The 19,755-nt window shown below is 60.5% G+C and carries 14 protein-coding genes; 8 read left to right on the top strand and 6 right to left on the bottom strand.

Going from position 1 to position 19,755, the window contains the following annotated elements; all coding sequences use genetic code 11:
- The first annotated feature begins 205 nt into the window (after window positions 1-205).
- From ACTQ48_RS00070 to ACTQ48_RS00060, 3 genes are all read left to right on the top strand, one after another.
- Window positions 206-982: a radical SAM protein gene (locus ACTQ48_RS00070; RefSeq protein ID WP_441569827.1), complete on the top strand. Its 777-nt coding sequence runs from the start codon at window positions 206-208 to the stop codon at window positions 980-982.
- 169 nt (window positions 983-1,151) lie between these two features.
- Window positions 1,152-2,039: a type I methionyl aminopeptidase gene (gene map / locus ACTQ48_RS00065; protein ID WP_441569826.1), complete on the top strand. Its 888-nt coding sequence runs from the start codon at window positions 1,152-1,154 to the stop codon at window positions 2,037-2,039.
- A 123-nt stretch (window positions 2,040-2,162) separates the two neighbouring features.
- Window positions 2,163-3,104: a D-2-hydroxyacid dehydrogenase gene (locus ACTQ48_RS00060; RefSeq protein WP_441559395.1), complete on the top strand. Its 942-nt coding sequence runs from the start codon at window positions 2,163-2,165 to the stop codon at window positions 3,102-3,104.
- A 286-nt stretch (window positions 3,105-3,390) separates the two neighbouring features.
- On the opposite strand, the gene ACTQ48_RS00055 is transcribed toward ACTQ48_RS00060, so the two are convergent.
- Window positions 3,391-4,776: a M18 family aminopeptidase gene (locus ACTQ48_RS00055; protein WP_441555070.1), complete on the bottom strand. Its 1,386-nt coding sequence runs from the start codon at window positions 4,774-4,776 to the stop codon at window positions 3,391-3,393.
- A gap of 161 nt (window positions 4,777-4,937) precedes the next feature.
- On the opposite strand from ACTQ48_RS00055, the gene ACTQ48_RS00050 reads away from it, so the two are divergent.
- A complete protein-coding gene (locus ACTQ48_RS00050; RefSeq protein WP_441054930.1) occupies window positions 4,938-6,023 on the top strand; it encodes a carcinine hydrolase/isopenicillin-N N-acyltransferase family protein in 1,086 nt (361 codons plus the stop codon).
- Between the two features lie 140 nt (window positions 6,024-6,163).
- Complete coding sequence (locus ACTQ48_RS00045) at window positions 6,164-7,243, top strand: 6-phosphofructokinase (RefSeq protein ID WP_154514896.1); 1,080 nt, start codon at window positions 6,164-6,166, stop codon at window positions 7,241-7,243.
- A gap of 513 nt (window positions 7,244-7,756) precedes the next feature.
- Here ACTQ48_RS00045 and ACTQ48_RS00040 read toward each other — a convergent pair.
- Together ACTQ48_RS00040 and ACTQ48_RS00035 are read right to left on the bottom strand one after the other, a co-directional pair.
- Window positions 7,757-10,522 carry an FtsX-like permease family protein gene (locus ACTQ48_RS00040; RefSeq protein ID WP_441569825.1) on the bottom strand — a complete coding sequence of 922 codons (2,766 nt, stop codon included), beginning with the start codon at window positions 10,520-10,522 and terminating at the stop codon, window positions 7,757-7,759.
- 5 nt (window positions 10,523-10,527) lie between these two features.
- Window positions 10,528-11,229: an ABC transporter ATP-binding protein gene (locus tag ACTQ48_RS00035; protein ID WP_427718202.1), complete on the bottom strand. Its 702-nt coding sequence runs from the start codon at window positions 11,227-11,229 to the stop codon at window positions 10,528-10,530.
- A gap of 315 nt (window positions 11,230-11,544) precedes the next feature.
- Between ACTQ48_RS00035 and ACTQ48_RS00030 the strand changes: the two genes are divergently transcribed.
- Window positions 11,545-12,780 (top strand): chloride channel protein, encoded by a 1,236-nt coding sequence (locus tag ACTQ48_RS00030; RefSeq protein ID WP_441569824.1) that lies wholly within the window; start codon window positions 11,545-11,547, stop codon window positions 12,778-12,780.
- A gap of 206 nt (window positions 12,781-12,986) precedes the next feature.
- On the opposite strand, the gene ACTQ48_RS00025 is transcribed toward ACTQ48_RS00030, so the two are convergent.
- The 3 genes from ACTQ48_RS00025 to ACTQ48_RS00015 form a co-directional block, all read right to left on the bottom strand.
- Complete coding sequence (locus ACTQ48_RS00025) at window positions 12,987-13,565, bottom strand: methylated-DNA--[protein]-cysteine S-methyltransferase (protein WP_441569823.1); 579 nt, start codon at window positions 13,563-13,565, stop codon at window positions 12,987-12,989.
- A gap of 697 nt (window positions 13,566-14,262) precedes the next feature.
- Complete coding sequence (locus ACTQ48_RS00020) at window positions 14,263-15,288, bottom strand: aspartate-semialdehyde dehydrogenase (RefSeq protein ID WP_154514908.1); 1,026 nt, start codon at window positions 15,286-15,288, stop codon at window positions 14,263-14,265.
- A gap of 220 nt (window positions 15,289-15,508) precedes the next feature.
- The gene (locus ACTQ48_RS00015; protein WP_154514910.1) at window positions 15,509-16,897 is read right to left on the bottom strand and encodes an aspartate kinase; all 1,389 of its coding nucleotides are present in this window, start codon (window positions 16,895-16,897) and stop codon (window positions 15,509-15,511) included.
- A 103-nt stretch (window positions 16,898-17,000) separates the two neighbouring features.
- Between ACTQ48_RS00015 and thrC the strand changes: the two genes are divergently transcribed.
- Both thrC and thrB read left to right on the top strand, forming a co-directional pair.
- Complete coding sequence (thrC, locus tag ACTQ48_RS00010) at window positions 17,001-18,518, top strand: threonine synthase (protein WP_441569822.1); 1,518 nt, start codon at window positions 17,001-17,003, stop codon at window positions 18,516-18,518.
- A 203-nt stretch (window positions 18,519-18,721) separates the two neighbouring features.
- Window positions 18,722-19,603, top strand: coding sequence for a homoserine kinase (gene thrB, locus ACTQ48_RS00005; protein ID WP_441569821.1), 882 nt, complete (start codon window positions 18,722-18,724; stop codon window positions 19,601-19,603).
- Window positions 19,604-19,755: the final 152 nt, after the last annotated feature.

Here is a 19,755-nt window from a genome sequence, read left to right as displayed (position 1 = left end):
GCACCGAGGTGCGACTTGGACAGTCTGGCGCCATGTTGCGCATACTTAAATGCGTTTACTGTACCCGACTCGCACCCTTTCATGATAGGGTTCCGAAAACTCACCAGGCTGCACAGTTTCGGCTTAGACAACAGTGTCCAGACCCGCGATTGGCACGGGGGCCAATGCTATGCTTAAGTGCAACTGTCCCGAGGAGCATATGCCTATGTCTACGTTTTTGAATGCCAGCCCCATCTTTGGGCCCGTCCGCAGCCGACGCCTTGGACTCTCGCTCGGCGTCAACATGATGCCTGCCAGCGGCAAGATTTGCACCTTTGACTGCATTTACTGCGAAAACGGACTCAACGCCGAACGCCCCTGCCACGAGCCACACAACACGGCTGCCGTGGTGCTCGACGCACTCGAAGCCAAACTACGCGAGATGACAGTCGAGGGTGAGCTGCCCGATGTAATCACGTTTGCCGGCAACGGCGAGCCCACCGCCGCACCGGAGTTCCCGCAGGCTATCGCCGGCGCTGTCGCGCTTCGCGACCAGTTGGCCCCGAACACCAAGATTGCCGTGCTTTCCAACGGCACGCGCGCCGACCGTCCCCAGGTGCATGATGCGCTCATGATGGTCGACGACAACATCCTCAAGCTCGATACGGTCGATCCGGCATTTATCCAGCTGCTCGACCAGCCCGTTGGTCCCTACGACGTCGAGCACCAGATTGAGACGTTCGCGAGCTTTGAGGGCCACGTTATCATTCAGACGCTATTCCTAACCGGCGAGTACCAAGGCAAGTCTATTGACAACACGGGCGACGAATACGTCGGCCCTTGGCTTGCGGCGCTCGAGCGCATTCGTCCGCAGGAGGCGACCATCTACACGGTGGCGCGCGAGACACCAGTCGCCGGCCTTGCTAAAGCGGCTCCCGAGGCGCTCGACGCCATTGCCGCGCGCGTCCAAGCCCTCGGCATCCCCTGCCAGGTGAGTTACTAGCACCCGTCTGCCCAAGAGCAGCTAATTTGGGACGGGGCTTTTTTGACTGCTTTTGGGAGCGATATGGGCGGCGCAAGGCCGCGCGGACAAAAGCAGTCAAAAAAGCCCCGTCCCAAATTAGCTGCTCTGCGGGTGGGCTATACTAGCCTCGGATGAAAGGAAGTTAGCCATGTTTGACAATGGACCCGTGCCTGGCCGCAACGACGCTTGCTGGTGCGGCAGCGGCAAAAAATACAAGAAATGTCACAGCTCCTTTGATGAGCGCCTCGAGCGCCTGTGGGAAGAGGGCTGGAACGTCCTGCCCCGTACGCTCTATAAGACGCCTGCCGATATCGAGGGCATCAAGCGCTCGGCCGCCATCAACGTGGGCGTGCTCGATTATGTGGATGAGCATATCACCGCGGGCATGACCACCAACCAGATCGACCAGATGATCTACGACTACACCGTCGAGCATGGTGGAACGCCGGCCGACCTCAACTACGAGGGCTACCCCAAGAGCGTGTGCACCTCGATCAATGACGTAGTCTGCCACGGCATTCCCTGCGATACGGACGTACTGCACGAGGGCGACATCATCAACGTGGACTGCTCAACGATCTTAGACGGCTATTTTAGCGACTCGAGCCGCATGTTCTGCATCGGCAAGGTCTCGGCCGAGCGCCAGCGCTTGGTCGACGTCACCCGCGCCAGCGTGGAGGCGGGTCTGGCAGCCGTCAAGCCATGGCTGCCGCTCTCCGTGATGGCCGAGGCCGTACAAAAGACGGTCGAGGACGCCGGCTTTAGCGTGGTGCGCGAGTACGGTGGCCACGGCATTGGCAAGGAGTTCCACGAGGACCCGTTTGTGGGCTTTACCACCGAGGCGCCCGACGTGGACACTATCATGGTTCCGGGCATGGTCTTTACTATCGAGCCCATGGTCAACGCCGGAGCACCCGACATTAAGATTAGCAAGGGCGATGGGTGGTGCGTGCGCACCAAGGACGGCAGCGACTCGGCCCAGTGCGAGGTACAGCTCGTGGTGACCGAGGACGGCTACGATCTGCTGAGCTGGTAGCCGTAGATGCGCCAGATGCTGACGGGCACGCTCGTCTTGCCTCCGGCGTTTTATTTGAACGTTTTGCCAGATAAAACCTGCCAAAATAAACCTGTCCCTTTTTGGCAGGTTGAGCGGAGAGGAATGCTTGTGAACATCCTGGTTTTGCTGCCCGTCAACGACCGCCATCGTGCAATTCTTGAGTCGAGCGCTCCGGGCGAGGATTTTATCTACACGAGCGCCGGCGATATCACGCGCGAACAGGTCGCCGATGCCGACGTGATCCTGGGCAACATCGACCCTGACATGCTCACGGCATGCGACCATCTCCAGCTGTTACAATTGCAGACCGCCGGCTATGACGACTACCTTGCCGCCGGCACCGTGCCGGCTGAAGCCAAGCTGTCTTGCTCGATCGGCGCCTACGGTCAGGCCGTGAGCGAGCACATGTTTGCCATGGTCCTTTCCATGATGAAGCGCCTGCCCGGCTATCACGACTTGCAGCGCGAGCATCGCTGGGAGGATTTGGGGCCGGTCGCCTCGCTCAAAAACGCCAACGTGCTGGTGCTGGGCGCAGGCGATATCGGCGGCCACTTTGCCACGCTCTGCCGCAGCATGGGTGCGCATGTCCGCGGCATCAAGCGCCATCCGCTCGTCTACCCCATTGTGTTTGAGGACATGGACGGCATGGATGCCCTGTCTGAGCGCCTGGCAGAGGCCGACATCGTCGCATCCTTTATGCCCAGCACGCCCGAGACCCGCGGTCTGGCGAACGCCGAGTTCTTCGCCGCGATGAAACCGGGCGCGTTCTTTGCCAACGGCGGCCGCGGCGATCTTGTGGTCGCCGACGACCTGGTTGCCGCTCTGGAATCGGGACATCTCGCCGGCGCCGCGGTCGACGTCACCGATCCCGAGCCGCTGCCCGCCACAAGCCCGCTGTGGGATGCACCCAACATGCTCATCACGCCGCATGTCTCGGGCTGGTTCCACCTGGCCGCCACGCTCAATAACGTGGTCGACATCGCCGCGGAGAATCTGCGTCACCTGCAGGCCGGCGAAACTTTACGTTGTTGGATTGAGCATTAGATTGTTCCGGCGTTTTACCAAACGCCGGAACCCCTCGACGCTGCGAGCCCGCCGTTTGGCCAATCTGCCGTTCAATTTCAAAGGCGCGACCAGAAGGTCAGCGCCTTTTCATTTCACGGCACCTTGGCTCAAACGGCGGGCTCTCGCTGACTTTTGCTCTACCTGCGGCGGTTCCGCTGGCGTCGGCTTCATCTGCAAGCCTTAGCAGCTCCGTCTTACCGTTGACATTGCGGCATTTGCCCAGATAAAACCTGCCAAAATAAACCCGTCCTTTTTTTGGCAGGTTTTAGAGCTCCACACTTTCGGCACCGTTGATGTTTAGGTCGCGCTCGTAGAAAGCCGTGAGGGCACGAATCGCGTACATCACGTCGCGCACACCACCGGTCTCGTAGCTCGAGTGCATGGCCAGCTGCGGCAGGCCCACGTCCACGGCGTGCATACTCGCCTGCATATTGGACAGATTGCCGAGCGTGGAGCCACCCGCCATATCGCTCTTGTTGGCAAAGGCTTGCGTGGGCACGTCTGCGTCATCGCAGATGGCCTGGAACACTGCGCGGCTAAAGGCATCGGTGCAGTAGTGCTGGTTGGCGGCTTCCTTGATGACGATACCGCCGTTGAGCACGACCTGGTTGTAGGCATCGCACTTCTCGGCGTGGTTGGGATGCACGGCGTGCGCGTTGTCGCAGCTCACGAGCATCGAGGCGGCAAGCGCGCGGTGATACGATTCGTCATCAAAGCCCAGCGACCCGTTAATGCGACGCAACGCATCGGCCAAGAACGTCGACATGGCGCCCTGCTTGGTCTCGGAGCCAACCTCCTCGTTGTCGAAGCAGCAAAAGACCGAGATGTCATGCGCATTCTCGGCACTCAAAAATGCCTGCAGCGAGGTGTAGGCACAGGCTAGGTCGTCGAGCTTGGGCGTCGAGATAAACTCGTCGGCCCAGCCCCAAATGCGCGCGTCCTGACGATTGACCAGAAACAGATCGCGGCCCAAAATCTGCTCGGGCTCGACGTCCAGTTCGTCGGCGATCAGAGCATCAAAGTCGCCCTGCTTAAGCTCGCCGGCGCTGATGAGCGGGCACAGGTCGACAGCGCGGTTGGGTGCAAAGCCCTCATTGACGCCACGGTTCATATGGATAGCAAGGCTCGGAATGATAGCGACCTCGCGCTCGGTGGCAAGCAGGCGGCTCTCAATACGGTCGCCCTCGCGCACCAGCACGCGTCCAGCCAGCGCCAACGGGCGATCGAACCAGGTGTAGTCGATCATGCCGCCATAGGCCTCGGTGTTCAGGCGCAGCGTCTCGCCCGCGCCGTCAAGCTCGGGCACGGCCTTGACCTTAAACGTCGGAGAATCGCTGTGCGACGCCGTGAGCTGAAAATGATAGTCGCCGGCAACGCCGTCCTCGCCCCACGTCGCGGCCAGGTCCTCGCCCACCTTAAAGGCGATAACGCTCGAGGTGTTGCGCTGCGTGTAATAACGCCCGCCCGGCTCGATGTCCCACGCCGCATTCTCGGGCAGGTAGGTAAAGCCCGCCTCGTCGAGCTCGGCCATAATGGTCGCCGCCGTATGGAACATGCTGGGGCACGCCTCGATAAAGTCGATAAGGTCGTTGGCGGCCTCGATATCGTCGGCCGTCACATGCGCGCGTTCGGGCGTTTCCTGATCCGTCATGCTCTCCCCTTTCGCTGGGTTGATGGTCCCCTCCAGCATACCCCGCCACGCCAGCGCCGCACTCTTCATTCCATGTTTAATCCCGTGCCGCTCACCAGGTTGAGCCATCATGCCCGCGCTCCTTTTGCGATAATTACGCCAACAGGACGAGAGGAGCCGTCATGAAGCCACGTAACATTGCCATCGCCTGCGGTGTCGCGGGAGTCGCCGTCGGCCTTGCCGCTGCCACCGGTATCGTTTACCGCAAGCAAATCAAGTCCGCCGCGTCGCTCAAACGCTTGACCGGCTACGCGGATGGCTATGACCTGTACGCAATCGACATCGCCTACGACTACGATCTTGATCGCATCATCGCCGCTGGCGTGCGCGACGACCAGGCCTACATCGATGCCGTGGTGGCGCAGGTGCTGCCCGGTGTGCCGGCACATGTCCAGGCTCCCCAGTTTGCCTGCAGCGCTTTTGTCGCCGTAGATGCCGAAGGCCGCGTGCGCACCGGTCGCAATTACGACTTTAAGGACGACACCTCGGCGCTGCTGGTGCGCAATCACCCACGCGGCGGCTATGCCTCCATCGGGTTTGCCGCCCTTAACAACCTGGGCGATAACACTCCGCTTGACTCCGTCGCCGGACGCGCCGCCGCACTCATGGGTCCGTTTGCCCAGCTCGACGGTGTTAACGAATGCGGCGTGTCCGTTGCCGTGCTCACCCTGGATTCCAAGCCCTGTGACCAGGACACGCAACGCCCTGTCATCAATACCTCGCTCGCCATCCGTCTGGTACTCGACCGTGCCGCCACCACACAAGAAGCTGTCGACCTGCTTTCCGCCTACGATATGCACGCCATGGCAGGACGCGATTATCACTTCTTTATCAACGACGCCACCGGTGACGCGCGCGTAGTAGAGTGGGATCCGCACGATCCGGACCGCGCTTTCAAAGCGACTCCTGTACGCCAGGTTACGAACTTCTACCCCTGCTATGGCGACGAAGTGCTGCCCAACCAAAAGAACGGCGAACTGGGCCATGGTAAAGAGCGCGCCATCGCAATCGCCGATGTCCTTGACGCCCATGTCGGTGCCCAGGACGAAACGATTGCCTGGGAAGCCCTGCGCGCCGCAGCGCAAGAGCCCAATCCGGAAGACATCACCAGCAATACGCAATGGTCGGTCGTCTTTGACAATACCGAACCCGCCGCCGCTATTGCGCTGCGCCGCCACTGGGGCGACGTCGACGTCTTCGCACTGTAAGGAGCTAGGCCCGTCGACCTTACGCTCGCCTGACGTTGTTTACATTTCTATACGCTTGAGCTAACACGTTTTACCCCCGTATCAACAGTGTGCGGGGGTAAACTTATGCGCATGTTATAACTTGCCCGGAAGGATTCATCATGCTTAGGATCGGTCTTCTTACCAGCGGCGGCGACTGTCAGGCGCTCAACGCCACCATGCGCGGCATCGTCAAAACGCTTATGACCAATAGCGAAGAACCTATCGAGATCTATGGTTTTGAGGACGGCTACCAGGGCCTTATCTACAGCAGGTTCCGCGTCATGACACCCGCCGATTTTAGCGGCATCCTTACCCGCGGCGGCACCATTTTGGGCACGAGCCGCACGCCGTTCAAGCGCCTGGACATTCCCGAGGCCGACGGCGTCGAGAAGGTGCCCGCGATGGTCCACACCTATCACAAGCTGCAACTCGACTGCCTGTTTATGCTGGGCGGCAACGGCTCCACCAAGACCGCCAACCGCCTGCGCGAAGAGGGCCTCAACGTTATCGCTCTGCCCAAGACCATCGATAACGACACCTGGGGCACCGAAATGACGTTTGGCTTTACGAGCGCCATCGACGTCGCCACCAAGTGCATCGACGACATCCACACCACCGCCTCGAGTCACGGCCGCGTGTTCGTTATCGAGATCATGGGCCACAAGGTTGGCTGGATCCCGCTGTACGCTGGCGTCGCGGGCGGTGCGGACGTCATCCTGATTCCCGAGATTCCCTACGACATGGGTAACGTCATCAAGACCATCGAGCATCGCATGGAGACCGGCAGCCGCTTTACGATCGTGGCCGTCGCCGAGGGCGCTATCTCCAAGGAGGACGCGGCGCTGCCCAAGAAGGAGTACAAGAAGAAGCTCGCCGAGCGCACGAGTCCGTCGATTGTCTACGACATTGCCAAGGAAATCGAGGCCAAGACCGGTCGCGAGACCCGCGTCGCCATCCCCGGCCACACGCAGCGCGGCGGTCAGCCCGACGCCCAGGACCGCATCTTTGCGACCCAGTGCGGCGTCGAGGCGGCACTGGGCTGCCTACGCGGCGAGTTTGGCTACATGATTGCCCTGCGTGACGGCAAGATGTGCCACATGCCGCTCGAGGAGGTCGCCGGCAAGCTCAAGTTTGTCGATCCCCAGAGCGACCTGGTACGCGAGGCCAAGGCGCTGGGCATCAGCTTCGGCGACGAATAGCCTCGGCCGAAATCCATCCCATCGGGCCCTCCGACCCCGCCCGACGTATTTCGATTTGGCTCCTCCCTTGACTCCGTCAAAGGTCGCCAATCGAAATCGTCGGTCGGGGTCGGAGGGCCCTGCGTTTACATGCTCGCCGAGGCTATTCGTCTTCTTGCTGCGGGTGCCTAGGGCAGGAGGCGCCGTGCATTTTTGGGAGTTTTCAGCAGCCGAGGGTGCCTGCATACTGAATTTTGGGCGAAAGGCAGGCGCCATGGGCCGCATCTTGTAAAAACGAGCGGCTCTTGAGGCGTTGGGAGCTCAGAATCAGGGCTTTCAGCGCAGTTTTGTGCGCCCGCTCCCATACTCGTGGACTCCGGAATGCTGAATTCTCCGGAATTTGCACGCCGCCCCTGGGGGTACCTGCGGGTAAAAAGCAACCGCCCCGCCAAAATATGCATTCTGCGGGGCGGTTTATGCAATAAAGCGACTGCGGCACGTCACAGCTCGCTACAACTTGAATCCAAGAACAGGTTACTCGGCGCTCTTGAGGGCACCGACCATGTCAATCTTGTTGAGGGTTCGGTTGGTGGCGAGGTTGACAATAATCGTAAAGCCAAACGAAAGCACCACAGCGAACACGAAACTCAGCGGCTCGACCTCAACATCAAAGTACAGCGACGGCATCTGAAGAACGTACGTAAAGCTCTCGGCAAGCAGGCCACCCAGCGGCACGCCCAGTGCGGTGCCAATCGCCGTAAGGATCAACGTCTCCTTATTGACGTAGTGGTGCACCTCGCCACGGCGGAAGCCCAGCACCTTGATGGTCGCCAGCTCGCGTTCGCGCTCCGAAATATTCGTATTAGACAGCGTAAACACCACCACAAACGACAGGCACGCCGCCATAAAGGTCACAAGCACTACGACCGAATTGGTAATCGTAAAGATCGCCTCATTGTTCTCCCAATGCTCGGCCGTACTCGAAATCGTAAGCCAACCGTCACTCTTAAGCTTCTTGCTAAACGCAATCTGGTCGGTCGACGAGCCCTTAAGCAGCACAAAGATGCCGTTAAGACGCGCGCTTCGGCCGAACGCGCGCTCATAGGTGCCCTGCGTCATATAAAGTGTGTTGCCCAGATAATTGAGCGAGATATCGCTAACCTTGACCTTGGTAACATTGAGCGACGAATCCTGGACCTGCGCCGTATCGCCCGGCTGAATCCCCAGCACCAGCTGTGAACTCTTGCTTAAATACACGTCCCCGTCACGCAGGGCGAGCGGTTCTTTGGACTCATCCTCCAGGCGCACGTAATCGTCCAGGTCATTCGTGCGGTCGTCGGGAATCACAATGAGCTGTACGGTCTCGCTCTTACCGCCAAACGTAAAGGTGACGTTGTCGGTCATAATCGGCAGGGTCGAGGTCACGCGCACGCCGGAGTCGCTGGCCGCGCTACGCTCTTCCAGCGCCGCACACGTCTGAGCATAGTCATCGGGATTGGCGACCACCAGCAAGTCATAGCGCGTGATGTGCCCGTGCTGTTTGGGCGAAAGCGCCACCGTCGTATCGCGGATGCCCATACCGCAGATCACGAGCGCCGTGCAGCCGGCGATACCGAAGATGGTCATAAAGGCACGTTTTTTGTAGCGGAACAGGTTACGCGCTGCCACCTTGTTCAAAAAGCCCATGCGGCGCCAAATAAAGCCGATGCGCTCAAGCAAGATGCGCGAGCCGGCTCGCGGGGCCTTGGGACGCATAAGCGAGGCTGGGGTCTCGGCCATCTCGTGGCGGCAGGCGATAATCGTGGCACCCACCACGCCCACGGCAAACAGCGCCACCGAGACGATCGAGGACACGATGTCGTACGAAAGCAGCATCTGGGGCAGTGAGTACATGTCATCGAACACCGTAAACAGGAACAGCGGCAACCCCACAAATCCGAAGATGTTGCCGAGTACGCCGCCGAACAGACATGCCCACAGCGAGTAGTCCACGTATTTGGACAGGATTCGCCCGCGTGAATAGCCGAGCGCCTTGTATAAGCCAATGAGCGTGCGCTCCTCCTCGACCATACGAGTAGCGGTGGTAAGGCTGATGAGCGCGGCTACGACAAAGAAAATAAATGGGAAAACCGTGGCGATGGCCTCAATCGAAGAGCTGTCGCTCTCGACGCTTGAGTAGCTTGCGATGTTACCGCGATCCTGGATGTACCAAGTGCATTCGCCCAGATCGGAAAGCTCGGCGCGTGCATCGGCAAACTGCTGGTCGGTGGCGGCGCGGCGCTGGTCCAAATCGGCCTGAGCCCGATCGCGCTCCTCACTGCCCTGGGGCATGCGGTTGATGTTGTCCTGCTCAATCCCAAAGAGCATATTCGCCTGGCGCTCGGAGGCATCCAAGCTTGCCGGCGCGTCGACCGTCAGCTCTTGGGCGCGCACCTTCTCACGCTCGTCGCGAATCTTCTCGATATTACCCTTGACCTCGTTGATCTTTGTCGTGTAGGAATCTGAATAGGAGTTGAGGTTCTTGGCTCCCTCGACGATCACGTGGACCGCGGAGTAGGAAGAAGATGTCGCGGCATCCTCGCTCACATAGAACTTATAGTCCGCAGCCGAAGCAGCGCGAAAGGCGTTGACTGTCGAGTCGGAGCTCACATCAGTAGGATCGAGGACCTCGGCCGTAATGGTGTAATCACCCGCGGCAAACTGGTCCTTGGCGCTTTGGTTCGACGAGCTCGCGTCATTGGCGGCAAAACTCACCGTGTCGCCGAGCTTTTTGCCCGAAGCCTTCAGGAACTTCGAAGTCACCGCGACCTCGCCGGCGCTCTCGGGCAAATCGCCGCTCACCAGCACCGGTTGATCGATATTCTTCCTGGAAAAGCTCTGCACGACTACACGCTCGCGCGCGGTACCCACGGCGGTGTAGGCGGTCTCGGTGTAGATGCCCTCGGCCGTCTCGACGCCGTCGACCTCTTGGATAGCCACAAGATCGTCGCGCGTAAGGCCATAGGTCGACTGCACGTTAATGTCATAGACATTCTGCTGGTCAAAATAGACGTCGACCGAATCGCGCAGATCCTCGCAGCCCGCCTTAAGACCGCACATCACGCTCACGCCGAGCGCGGTAATGACCACGATAGATAGGAAGCGCTTAAGACTGCCTCGGATTGTGCGGGAGATGCCACGGCGAAAAACCGTCGGCGCCATATCATTTGAGCTTTGAGCGGTACGGTAGGTCGCGAACTCCCGATCGTGACCCACGTGCTCCGTATCGTGGTTTTGGCTGTTTTGGCGATCTTGGTCCATGGGCGCTACCACTCGATCGTCTCGATAGGCACGGGATTTTGCTGGACCGTCTCGCTCTCCACACGACCGCTCTTAAAGCAGATCAGGCGATCGGCCATGGGCGCGAGCGCGGAGTTGTGCGTGATGATGATGACCGTAATGCCCTGCTTGCGACAGGTGTCCTGCAGCAACTGCAAGATCTGCTTGCCGGTTTTGTAGTCGAGCGCGCCCGTGGGCTCGTCGCACAGAAGCAGCTTGGGATTCTTGGCCAGTGCGCGGGCGATGGACACGCGCTGCTGCTCGCCGCCCGAAAGCTGCGCGGGGAAGTTGGCGAGGCGCTCGCCCAGGCCAACCTGGCGAAGTGTCTGTTCGGCATCGAACGAATCGGGGCAGATTTGCGCCGCGAGCTCGACGTTTTCGAGCGCCGTCAGGTTGGGAACCAGGTTATAGAACTGGAAGACAAAGCCGACGTCGGCGCGGCGGTATTCCACGAGCTGCGCCTCATTGGCGGAACTCACATCGCGCCCATCCACCGTTACGGTGCCGGAAGTCGCCGTATCCATGCCGCCCAGAATGTTGAGCGCCGTGGTCTTGCCGGCACCCGAAGCACCCAAAATGATGGCGAGCTCGCCACGCTCGACCGTAAAGCTCGCGCCATCGAGCGCGTGAATGCGGGCATCACCCTCGCCGTATGCTTTGACGACGTCCTTGAATTCGATATAAGCCATCGATTAATTCCCATCTGGTCGGATAACTCTTTAGTATTACCCATTTCGCACCGACCAAAAAGGGACAGGTTTATTTTGGCAGGTTTTATATGGGGAAACGAGGGGTGCGGGCAGGCACCAGGACTGTCCACGGCAACCATTTGACCCAAACCGTATCCACCGCTATGATGCCACTGCGGAATGAATGTCTCCGTTGGGTGCGCCAGCCAAGCTGCCGCGTTACCCTAAACCGCCTTGTTGCTGATGACTTCTGCTGTTACGTGATGCCCCTAGGCATCACGCTGCGGCAGGAGTCTTTTTTGTTTTGGAGGAGAAGTGTCGGAAAGCAGCGCATCGAGCAGAATCAAACGTCTGCTCAACACCTATAGCGGTCTTGTGCTTATGGGTGCCGTCGGAATCCCCGTCGGTATCATCGTTGGCGCCATCTGCGCGCTCTTTGGACGCGTGCTTTTGGCGATCGGCGCCTTCCGCGACGAACACATCACCCTGCTCCTCCCCTTCCTCGCCCTTATGGGCCTTGCCATCGTGTTTGCCTACCGCGCTTGGGGCAAGGGCACCGACCGCGGCATGAGCCTGGTATTCGACGTAGGCCACGGGCGTGAGGACGCCATCTCGCCGCGCTTGGTGCCGCTCATTATGCTGAGCACGTGGGGGACGCACCTCTTTGGCGGCAGTGCGGGACGCGAGGGCGTGGCCGTGCAGATCGGTGCAACCGTCTCACATTGGATCGGCCGACGTCTACCTTTCCGAGACCCCGGCAACACGTTTTTGCTTATCGGCATGGCCGCCGGCTTTGCCGGGCTCTTTCGAACGCCCCTTGCTGCCACGGTCTTTGCTATCGAAGTACTGGTCGCAGGACGCATGGAATACCGCGCACTGTTTCCCGCGCTTACAGCCTCGCTCGCCGCAAGTATGACCTCCGGTGCCCTGGGACTCGAGAAGTTCGAGGTCGCCGTTGTCGCCTCATGCGCGTTTGATCTCCCCGGTCTTGGACGGCTTGCGGTACTAGGCATCGCGTTTGGCATGGTAGGCGGTGCCTTTGCCTGGTGCCTTGCCCATGCCAAGACCCTTGCGGCGCGGCTGCTCCCCAACCCCTATGCGCGCATCGCCGCTATCGGCATCGCGCTATCGGCGATTCTGTTCGCACTGTGGCAGGGTCGATACTGCGGCCTTGGCACCAACCTGATATCGGCGGCGCTCAACGGTAACGGTAAGGTCGCCATCATGCCTTGGGACTGGGCGCTCAAATTCGTACTCACCATCGCCACACTTGCCGCAGGATATCAGGGCGGTGAGGTGACGCCGCTGTTTTCCATCGGAGCCAGCCTGGGTGTCGTACTCGCCGGGATTCTCGGCATGCCCGCCGAGTTCTGCGCCGCGTTGGGCTACGCAGCCGTCTTTGGCAGCGCCACCAATACGCTGCTCGCACCCATCCTTATTGGCTGCGAAGTCTTCGGCTTTGGTAATCTGCCGATGTTCTTTATTGTCTGCGTCGTGGCTTACCTGTTCAACATGGATAAGTCGATCTACGCCCTACAAGAGCGAGCGTAGAAAGATGTCCAAGCAGGTGGTCTCAACCGGAAACGGCGTCCCACTCTGAGGCTGTATTCCGGGACACGGTTTCCGCTTGGGACGCCATTCGGAAAGCGCATCCCGCTTTAAAACGGAATTCCGGGACGTGGTTTCCGTCTGAGTCTCCATTCGGAAAGCGTGTCCCGTTCTTTCACGGCATCTTGGCTATGCAAAGTGTTCGAGCGCTAGTCCTCGTACGCGCCCTCAAGCCGAAGCAGCCACTCCTTGCGATCGAGCCCGCCGGCATATCCGTTAAGCGCGCCGTCGGCGGCAACCACGCGATGGCACGGCACGATAATCGAAATAGGGTTGCGAGCGACCGCAGCCCCCACCGCACGAGGAGACACAACGGGATCCTCGTTCCCCGGCACCCGATGGCGGGCGGCGATACGAGCCGCAATCTCGCCATACGTGGCGACCTCACCACGCGGAATAGAAAGCAGCTCAAACCAAACTTCACGCTGAAACGCCGTACCGATCATATGCAACGGCGGCGTATACAGAGGCTCCTGCCCTGCAAAATAAGCATTCAGCCAAGCCCACGAACGCTCAAGCACCGAAGAAGCCGCACCATGAGCCGGACTCGCCGACGACATGCCACCAGCACCGGAAACCGCATCGGCCCCTTCAACATGTTCGGAGTCTTCCCGGAGAAGCGTGGAGCCAAAGTGCTCCTGCCCCTCAAACCAAAGCCCCGTCAGACCGCGGCCATCAGCGGCAAGCAGGATTTCGCCCAAAGGCGAAGCAAACGTCGTCGTGACCACCAGCGGCTCCTTTCAAAACTCCGCACCATAATACCGCGAATTGTGCAGACAACCTGTCTGATACGCCCGGGCAGGCTCGTAATTGTTTAAGCGAGGCCGCTTTCCCCAATCAAGAGAAGAAGACGCGGGGCTTCGACGCCAGAGCGGTACCCATGCCAGCTGAGCTCTAATACTTTTCCCGAGAAGTGAACGAGTAAAAACGAGGCCCCGGAGCATCCACACCTTTAGACCGTAAAACCGCAGGATTCGCGCAGCAAAACCGCAGGAAATAGCGGTCAAAATATGCCAATGCTTCGGGGGTCCAAAATAGGTCGTTCACTTCTCGGGAAAAGTATTCAACTTCAATTCACCCCAACCCCAAAGTCACCTCAGGCAGCAGGCGCGAAGCGCCGCAGCTGCCGTCACGACCCCGCAGTCCCCAAAGGAGGCAGGCGCAAAGCGCCGAGGCCGCCGCCGGGACCAGGGCCCGCAACGGCCACGTGCCCTCACATCAGCCCAGCGGCCCCAACCAACAACGGCCCCATCGCAGGCCGCTCGCAGCCGAGTCACCGCAGGCGGGGGCCGGGCTTAGCTTTCAGAACACTCCGCAGACCAGTGCGGCGCCTTGTCCGCAGCTCCGAAGGAGCAGGACAAGGCGCCGCACATGGTCGAGGACGTTCTGAAAGCTAAGTCCGGCCCCCGCCGGACAGTTCCACCGCTACTCGCAGAGCAGTTTGGCGATCTGGACGGCGTTGGTTGCCGCGCCCTTACGGATTTGGTCGCCACAGCACCAGAAGGTGATGCCACGCGCGGCCTCGGGGTTCGAGATGTCGCGGCGCACGCGACCGACCCAAATCAGGTCCTGGTCGGAGGTGTCCATCGGCATGGGGAATCGGTCGTGCGCATCCTCGGCACCCAGGTCGTCGACCAGCTTGACACCCGGGGCAGAAGCCAGCGCAGCACGGGCCTCCTCGACCGTAATGTCGCGCTCAAACTCGAGCGTAATGCTCTCGGAGTGCGAGCGCAGCACAGGCACGCGCACACAGGTGCAGTTCACGCGCAGCTCGGGCAGGTGCATAATCTTGCGACCCTCGTTTTGCAACTTCATCTCCTCGGAGGTAAAGCCCTCCTCCTTGACGCCGCCAATCTGCGGAATCAGGTTGCTCGCCAACTGGGCGGCAAATGCGCGCGGCTCGGGAATCTCCTCGCCACGACCCAGGGCGGCCAGCTGGGCCTCGAGCTCGGCCATACCGGGAGCACCAGCGCCCGAAGCCGCCTGGTACGTCGAGACGATCATGCGCTTCACGCCGGCAAGCTTGTGCAGCGGCCAGGTGGGAACCAGTCCGATGATGGTTGCGCAGTTAGGGTTAGCGATAAGGCCGTGATGCCACTTGATGTCGTCGGCATTGATCTCGGGCACGACGAGCGGCACCTCGGGATCCATACGGAAGGCGTGGCTGTTGTCGACCACGACGGCGCCACGCTTGACGGCCTCGGGCAGCAGCTCCTTGGCGATATCGTCGCCGGCAGCGCCGAGTACGATGTCGCAGCCCTCAAAGGCCTCGGGGCAAGCCTCCTCAATAACAACCTGCTCACCGCGGAACTCGACGGTCTTGCCCGCAGAGCGCGCGCTCGCCAGCAGCTTGAGCTTGCCAACCGGAAACTCCTGCTCGTTGAGGCACTCGAGCATCTGGGTGCCCACGGCCCCCGTCGCGCCCAAAATAGCAACCGTGTACTGTTTCATGCTTCCCCCTTTAAAGGTTGTGGCTTTTGCCCGCACGCCGAGCAGGCAGGATATTCTTGCCCAGTGTATACAAGAACGGGGCGGACACGAAACCCACCCCGTCGAAACGAAACCGAAACGAAACGCCCCGCGCTAGATTTTTTGGAACATGCCTCAAAACCCACTCATGCGCCAAAAGGTAGATTTCTAGACATATCCCAAAAATCTACCGGAATGGTCGCTATTTGTGGAGGGCAGCCAGGGCGGGTTCAATCGGTGCAGGAGCCTCCAGATCGGAGACCTTCACAATGCCGTTCTCGTCGGAGAAGGCACGGTAAATGGTCTGAATCGCCAGGTCGAAGTCCTTATCCTCGACACCGATAATGATGTTGATCTCGTCGCAGCTCTGCGAAATCATGCGCACGCTCACGCCAGCCTGGCCGAGCATGCCAAACAGGTGGCCGGAAATACCTGCGCGGCCGCGCAGGTTACGACCGACGGTCGCGATGAGCGCCAGGCCCTCGACAACCTCAATCTCGAGCGGCTCAACCTCCTGCTGGATGTCGCCCACGAGCGAGTACAGCGAATCGTGCACATCCTGCTCCTGCACCACGGCGCCAAAGCGGTCGACGCCGGTGGGCATGTGCTCGACGGAAACGTCATAGCGCTCGAAGACCGAAAGTGCACGGCGCATAAAGCCGACGCGGGGCTTGGTGCGATCGCGGGCCACGTTGATGGCGACAAAACCGCGCTTGCCGGTCACGCCGGTAATGATGGGCTCCGCCTCGCCCTCATCAGCCGTCTCGCTAATGATGGTGCCGGGGTCCTGCGGCGCATTGGTGTTCTTGATGACCAGCGGAATACCCGCCTCGCGCACGGGGAACACGGCCTCCTCGTGCAGGACGCTTGCGCCCATGTACGAAAGCTCGCGCAGCTCCTCGTAGGTAACGCGCGCAATGGGCTGAGCCTCGGGAACAATACGCGGATCGGCAGAGTAGAAGCCCGAGACGTCGGTCCAGTTCTCGTAAAGGTCGGCGTCCAGACACTTGGCCAGGATCGAGCCCGAGATATCGCCGCCGCCACGATCGAGCAGCTTAATCTGGCCCTCACGCGTCGCGCCGTAGAAACCGGGCATAACAAAGCCGCCCTGCTGCCCGTACTCCTGCACCAGCTCGGAGGTGCGGTTCATGCTGAGCGTACCGTCGTGATGGAACGCCACAACCGTCGCGGCGTCCAGGAACGGCAGGCCCAGGTACTCGGCCATCAGGCGAGCGGTGAAGTACTCGCCGCGGCTCACAAGCTCCTCGGTGGAGTAGCCGCCCGAGCGGGCGCGCTCGGCAAAGGCCGCGAACTCCTCACGGATGGGATAGGTGAGCTCCAGCTCGTCAGCGATATCAAAATAGCGCTGGCCAATGTCCTCGAGCAGCTCCTCACACGACACGTGATACTTAACGTGCGCGTTAACCAGGTAGAGCAGGTCGGTCACCTTGGTGTCGCCCTTAAAGCGGCGACCGCAGGCGGAAACCACCACAAAACGGCGGGCCGGGTCGGCATCGACGATGGCCTTGATCTTCTTAAAGTGTTCGGCGTCGGCGACCGACGAGCCGCCAAACTTGGCAATCTTAATCATGGGCTGGAGGTTACCTTTCTAAAAGCCTCTGCGAACCTGTTTTGCGCGCTCTGATACCATGGTTTCACCGATTGGGACCAAGGCATCCGAGGAGCAGTGTTATATGGGAACTTATCATAGTACACGAGGACGCACTTTATCGTGCTCAAGTAAGGTGGCAATCCGCACCGGCATCGCTCCCGACGGGGGTTTGTTTGTCTCGGACGAGCTCGGCACCCAGCAGGTCGATATCAGCTCGCTTGCAGATAAATCGTACTTTGAAATCGCTCAAGATGTGTTGGGAATGTTACTGAATGATTACACGGGCGAAGAAATTTCGGCCTGTGTGAATGAGGCATATCGCGGCACGTTCGCGAGTGAAGAGGTTACGCCGCTCGTCAAACTCGACGCTGCGCCGGGCGCTGACGCCCCTCAGACCTATGTGATGGAGCTCTTTGGCGGCCCCACGAGTGCCTTTAAGGACGTCGCCCTGCAGATGCTCCCCCGCCTCATGGCCCGCACTTCCGCCAAGGACGGCGGCGCCGAGCGCATCATGATCGTCACCGCCACGTCGGGCGACACCGGCAAGGCCGCACTCGCCGGTTTTGCCGACGCTCCGGGCACGGGCATCACCGTCTTTTATCCCGAAGGCAAAGTCAGCCGCGTGCAGAATCTGCAGATGTCCACACAGGAAGGCGATAACGTCGCCGTCTGCGGCATTCGCGGCAACTTCGACGATGCCCAGAGTGCCGTCAAGCGCATCTTTGCCGATAAGGAGCTTGCCGAGCGCTTGGAGGCCGCCGGAACGGTGCTTTCGAGTGCCAACTCTATCAACGTCGGCCGTCTGGTGCCGCAGGTCGTCTACTACTTTGCCGCCTATGCGCAGCTGTTGCGTGCCGGCGCCATCGAGGCCGGCGACGCCGTGGAGTTCTGCGTACCGACCGGCAACTTTGGCGATATTCTGGCCGGCTACTATGCCAAGCGCATGGGTTTGCCCGTCGCCAAGCTCGTCGTCGCGAGCGACAAGAACAACGTGCTGGCTGACTTCCTGACCACCGGCGTCTACGACCGCAACCGTCCGTTCTTCACGACCATCTCGCCGTCGATGGACATCCTCATCAGCTCCAACCTGGAACGCATGCTCTACTTCCTGTCCGATGGCGACTGCGAGCTTGTTGCAGGCCTTATGGAGCAGCTGGCAAAGACTGGTTGCTATGAGGTTCCCGCCGACCTGCTGGCAAAGATTCAGAGCGTCTTTGGCTGCGGCTGGGCCAGCGAGGACGAGGTGCGCGCTGCCATCAAGAGCTGCTGGGATGCGAACGGCTACGTGATCGACCCGCACACCGCTTGCGGCTATCACGTCTTTGAAAAGGTCGCTCCCGCCGAGGGGGCCAAGGCCCGTGTGCTGCTTTCGACCGCCAGCCCCTACAAGTTCCCGCGTGCCTGCTGCGATGCTCTGGGTCTCAACGTTCCCGAGGACGACTTTGAGGCCATGCGCGTGCTCGAGCAGGCCACCAATACGGCCGCACCGGCACAGCTCGCCGAGCTCGAGTCCAAACCCGTCCGCTTCGAAGACGTCTGCGACGTCGATGAGATGGCAGGCTACGTCGAGTCTGCAGCAAAAAAGATGGCTACCAACTAAAACCCTTATTAAGCGCCGGCGAAAGCCGGCGCACCTTCTTTTATCAGATAACCCCCGGGATGATGACGAACGCCCACAGCGTGCCTGGCTGTTGAGTTCGTCGCGAGTTCCGCACGCAAAGGAAAGCCCTTAATGTGCTTTCCGTCTTGCGCAGGACTGCCCAAGCAGCGAACTAAACAGCCAGGCACGCCAGGAGGACCCACATGATCAAAATCACCGTCCCAGCAACCAGCGCCAACCTAGGCATCGGCTACGACACCCTCGGCATGGCCGTCAGCCTCTACTCGCACTTCACCTTCGAGCGCGCTGACAAGCTCACCATCACGGGCTGCCCCGAGGAGTTCCAAAACGAGAACAACCTGGTCTACGTCAGCTTTGTCGATGCGCTGGCCGCATGGGGCGAGCCGGCTTTTCCCGTTGCCATCGACATTCAAACCGATGTACCCGTCGCTCGCGGCCTGGGTTCCAGCTCCACTTGCGTCGTCGCTGGCATTATGGCCGCCGCCGCACTGACAGGCCACACCGTCGACCGCGCTGAGCTCGTCCGCATTGCCACCGAGGTCGAGGGCCATCCCGATAACGTCGCTCCCGCCATCCTGGGCGGCGCCGTCTGCTCCTTTACGCCGACCGATTCGCTCCCCCAGTGCCTGCGCTACGAGGTAAGCGATCGCTTGCGTTTTATTACCGTGATTCCGCCCTACGAGGTTCACACGAGCGAGGCGCGCAAGGTCGTGCCGCAGGAGATTCCGCTCTCCACCGCCGTATGGCAAATGGGCCGTATCGCCGGCATGACGCGAGGCCTGGAGGCCGGCGACCTCGACCTGATTGCCGCCGCCAATGACGACCGCATCCAGGAGCCCTATCGTCGTCGCCTGATTCCCGACTACAACGCCGTGCGCGACACCTGCCTTAACGGCGGCGCCAAGACCATCTGGATCAGCGGTTCGGGCTCTACCCTTATGGCTGTGACCGACGACACCATCGTGGCAAAATTCCTGCAGGTCAAGCTGCGTGAGCAGTTCCCCAAGTGCGACACGCACATTCTGACGTGCGACACCGAGGGCGCTCAAATCGAGTACCTGTAGCGCCCTGTCTCATTGCTCTCACCGGTCTCCTTGGGGCTTCCCCTGAAAACGTCCTCGATCATGAATTGCCCCGTCGTGGGGGGTGGGGGGGGGGGGGGGTTGGGTTGGGGGGTTTTTTTTTTGGGTGGGCCCACCCGGCCCAACGGCCCCCC

Origin of the sequence: Collinsella sp. Sow4_E3 (assembly GCF_052116285.1) — a bacterium.
Lineage (GTDB): Bacteria > Actinomycetota > Coriobacteriia > Coriobacteriales > Coriobacteriaceae > Collinsella.
The sequence above is the reverse complement of the archived record's forward strand: the minus strand, read 5'-3'. Positions and strand labels throughout refer to the sequence as shown.

Excerpts from the sequence above, each read along its gene's own strand:
- ACTQ48_RS00040 (WP_441569825.1), bottom strand. The coding sequence starts at position 10,522 with ATGGACCAAGATCGCCAAAACAGCCAAAACCACGATACGGAGCACGTG.
- ACTQ48_RS00060 (WP_441559395.1), top strand. The coding sequence starts at position 2,163 with ATGCTTGTGAACATCCTGGTTTTGCTGCCCGTCAACGACCGCCATCGT.
- thrC (WP_441569822.1), top strand. The coding sequence starts at position 17,001 with ATGGGAACTTATCATAGTACACGAGGACGCACTTTATCGTGCTCAAGT.
- ACTQ48_RS00020 (WP_154514908.1), bottom strand. The coding sequence starts at position 15,288 with ATGAAACAGTACACGGTTGCTATTTTGGGCGCGACGGGGGCCGTGGGC.
- ACTQ48_RS00055 (WP_441555070.1), bottom strand. The coding sequence starts at position 4,776 with ATGACGGATCAGGAAACGCCCGAACGCGCGCATGTGACGGCCGACGAT.
- ACTQ48_RS00045 (WP_154514896.1), top strand. The coding sequence starts at position 6,164 with ATGCTTAGGATCGGTCTTCTTACCAGCGGCGGCGACTGTCAGGCGCTC.
- ACTQ48_RS00015 (WP_154514910.1), bottom strand. The coding sequence starts at position 16,897 with ATGATTAAGATTGCCAAGTTTGGCGGCTCGTCGGTCGCCGACGCCGAA.
- ACTQ48_RS00050 (WP_441054930.1), top strand. The coding sequence starts at position 4,938 with ATGAAGCCACGTAACATTGCCATCGCCTGCGGTGTCGCGGGAGTCGCC.
- ACTQ48_RS00035 (WP_427718202.1), bottom strand. The coding sequence starts at position 11,229 with ATGGCTTATATCGAATTCAAGGACGTCGTCAAAGCATACGGCGAGGGT.
- thrB (WP_441569821.1), top strand. The coding sequence starts at position 18,722 with ATGATCAAAATCACCGTCCCAGCAACCAGCGCCAACCTAGGCATCGGC.
- map (WP_441569826.1), top strand. The coding sequence starts at position 1,152 with ATGTTTGACAATGGACCCGTGCCTGGCCGCAACGACGCTTGCTGGTGC.
- ACTQ48_RS00070 (WP_441569827.1), top strand. The coding sequence starts at position 206 with ATGTCTACGTTTTTGAATGCCAGCCCCATCTTTGGGCCCGTCCGCAGC.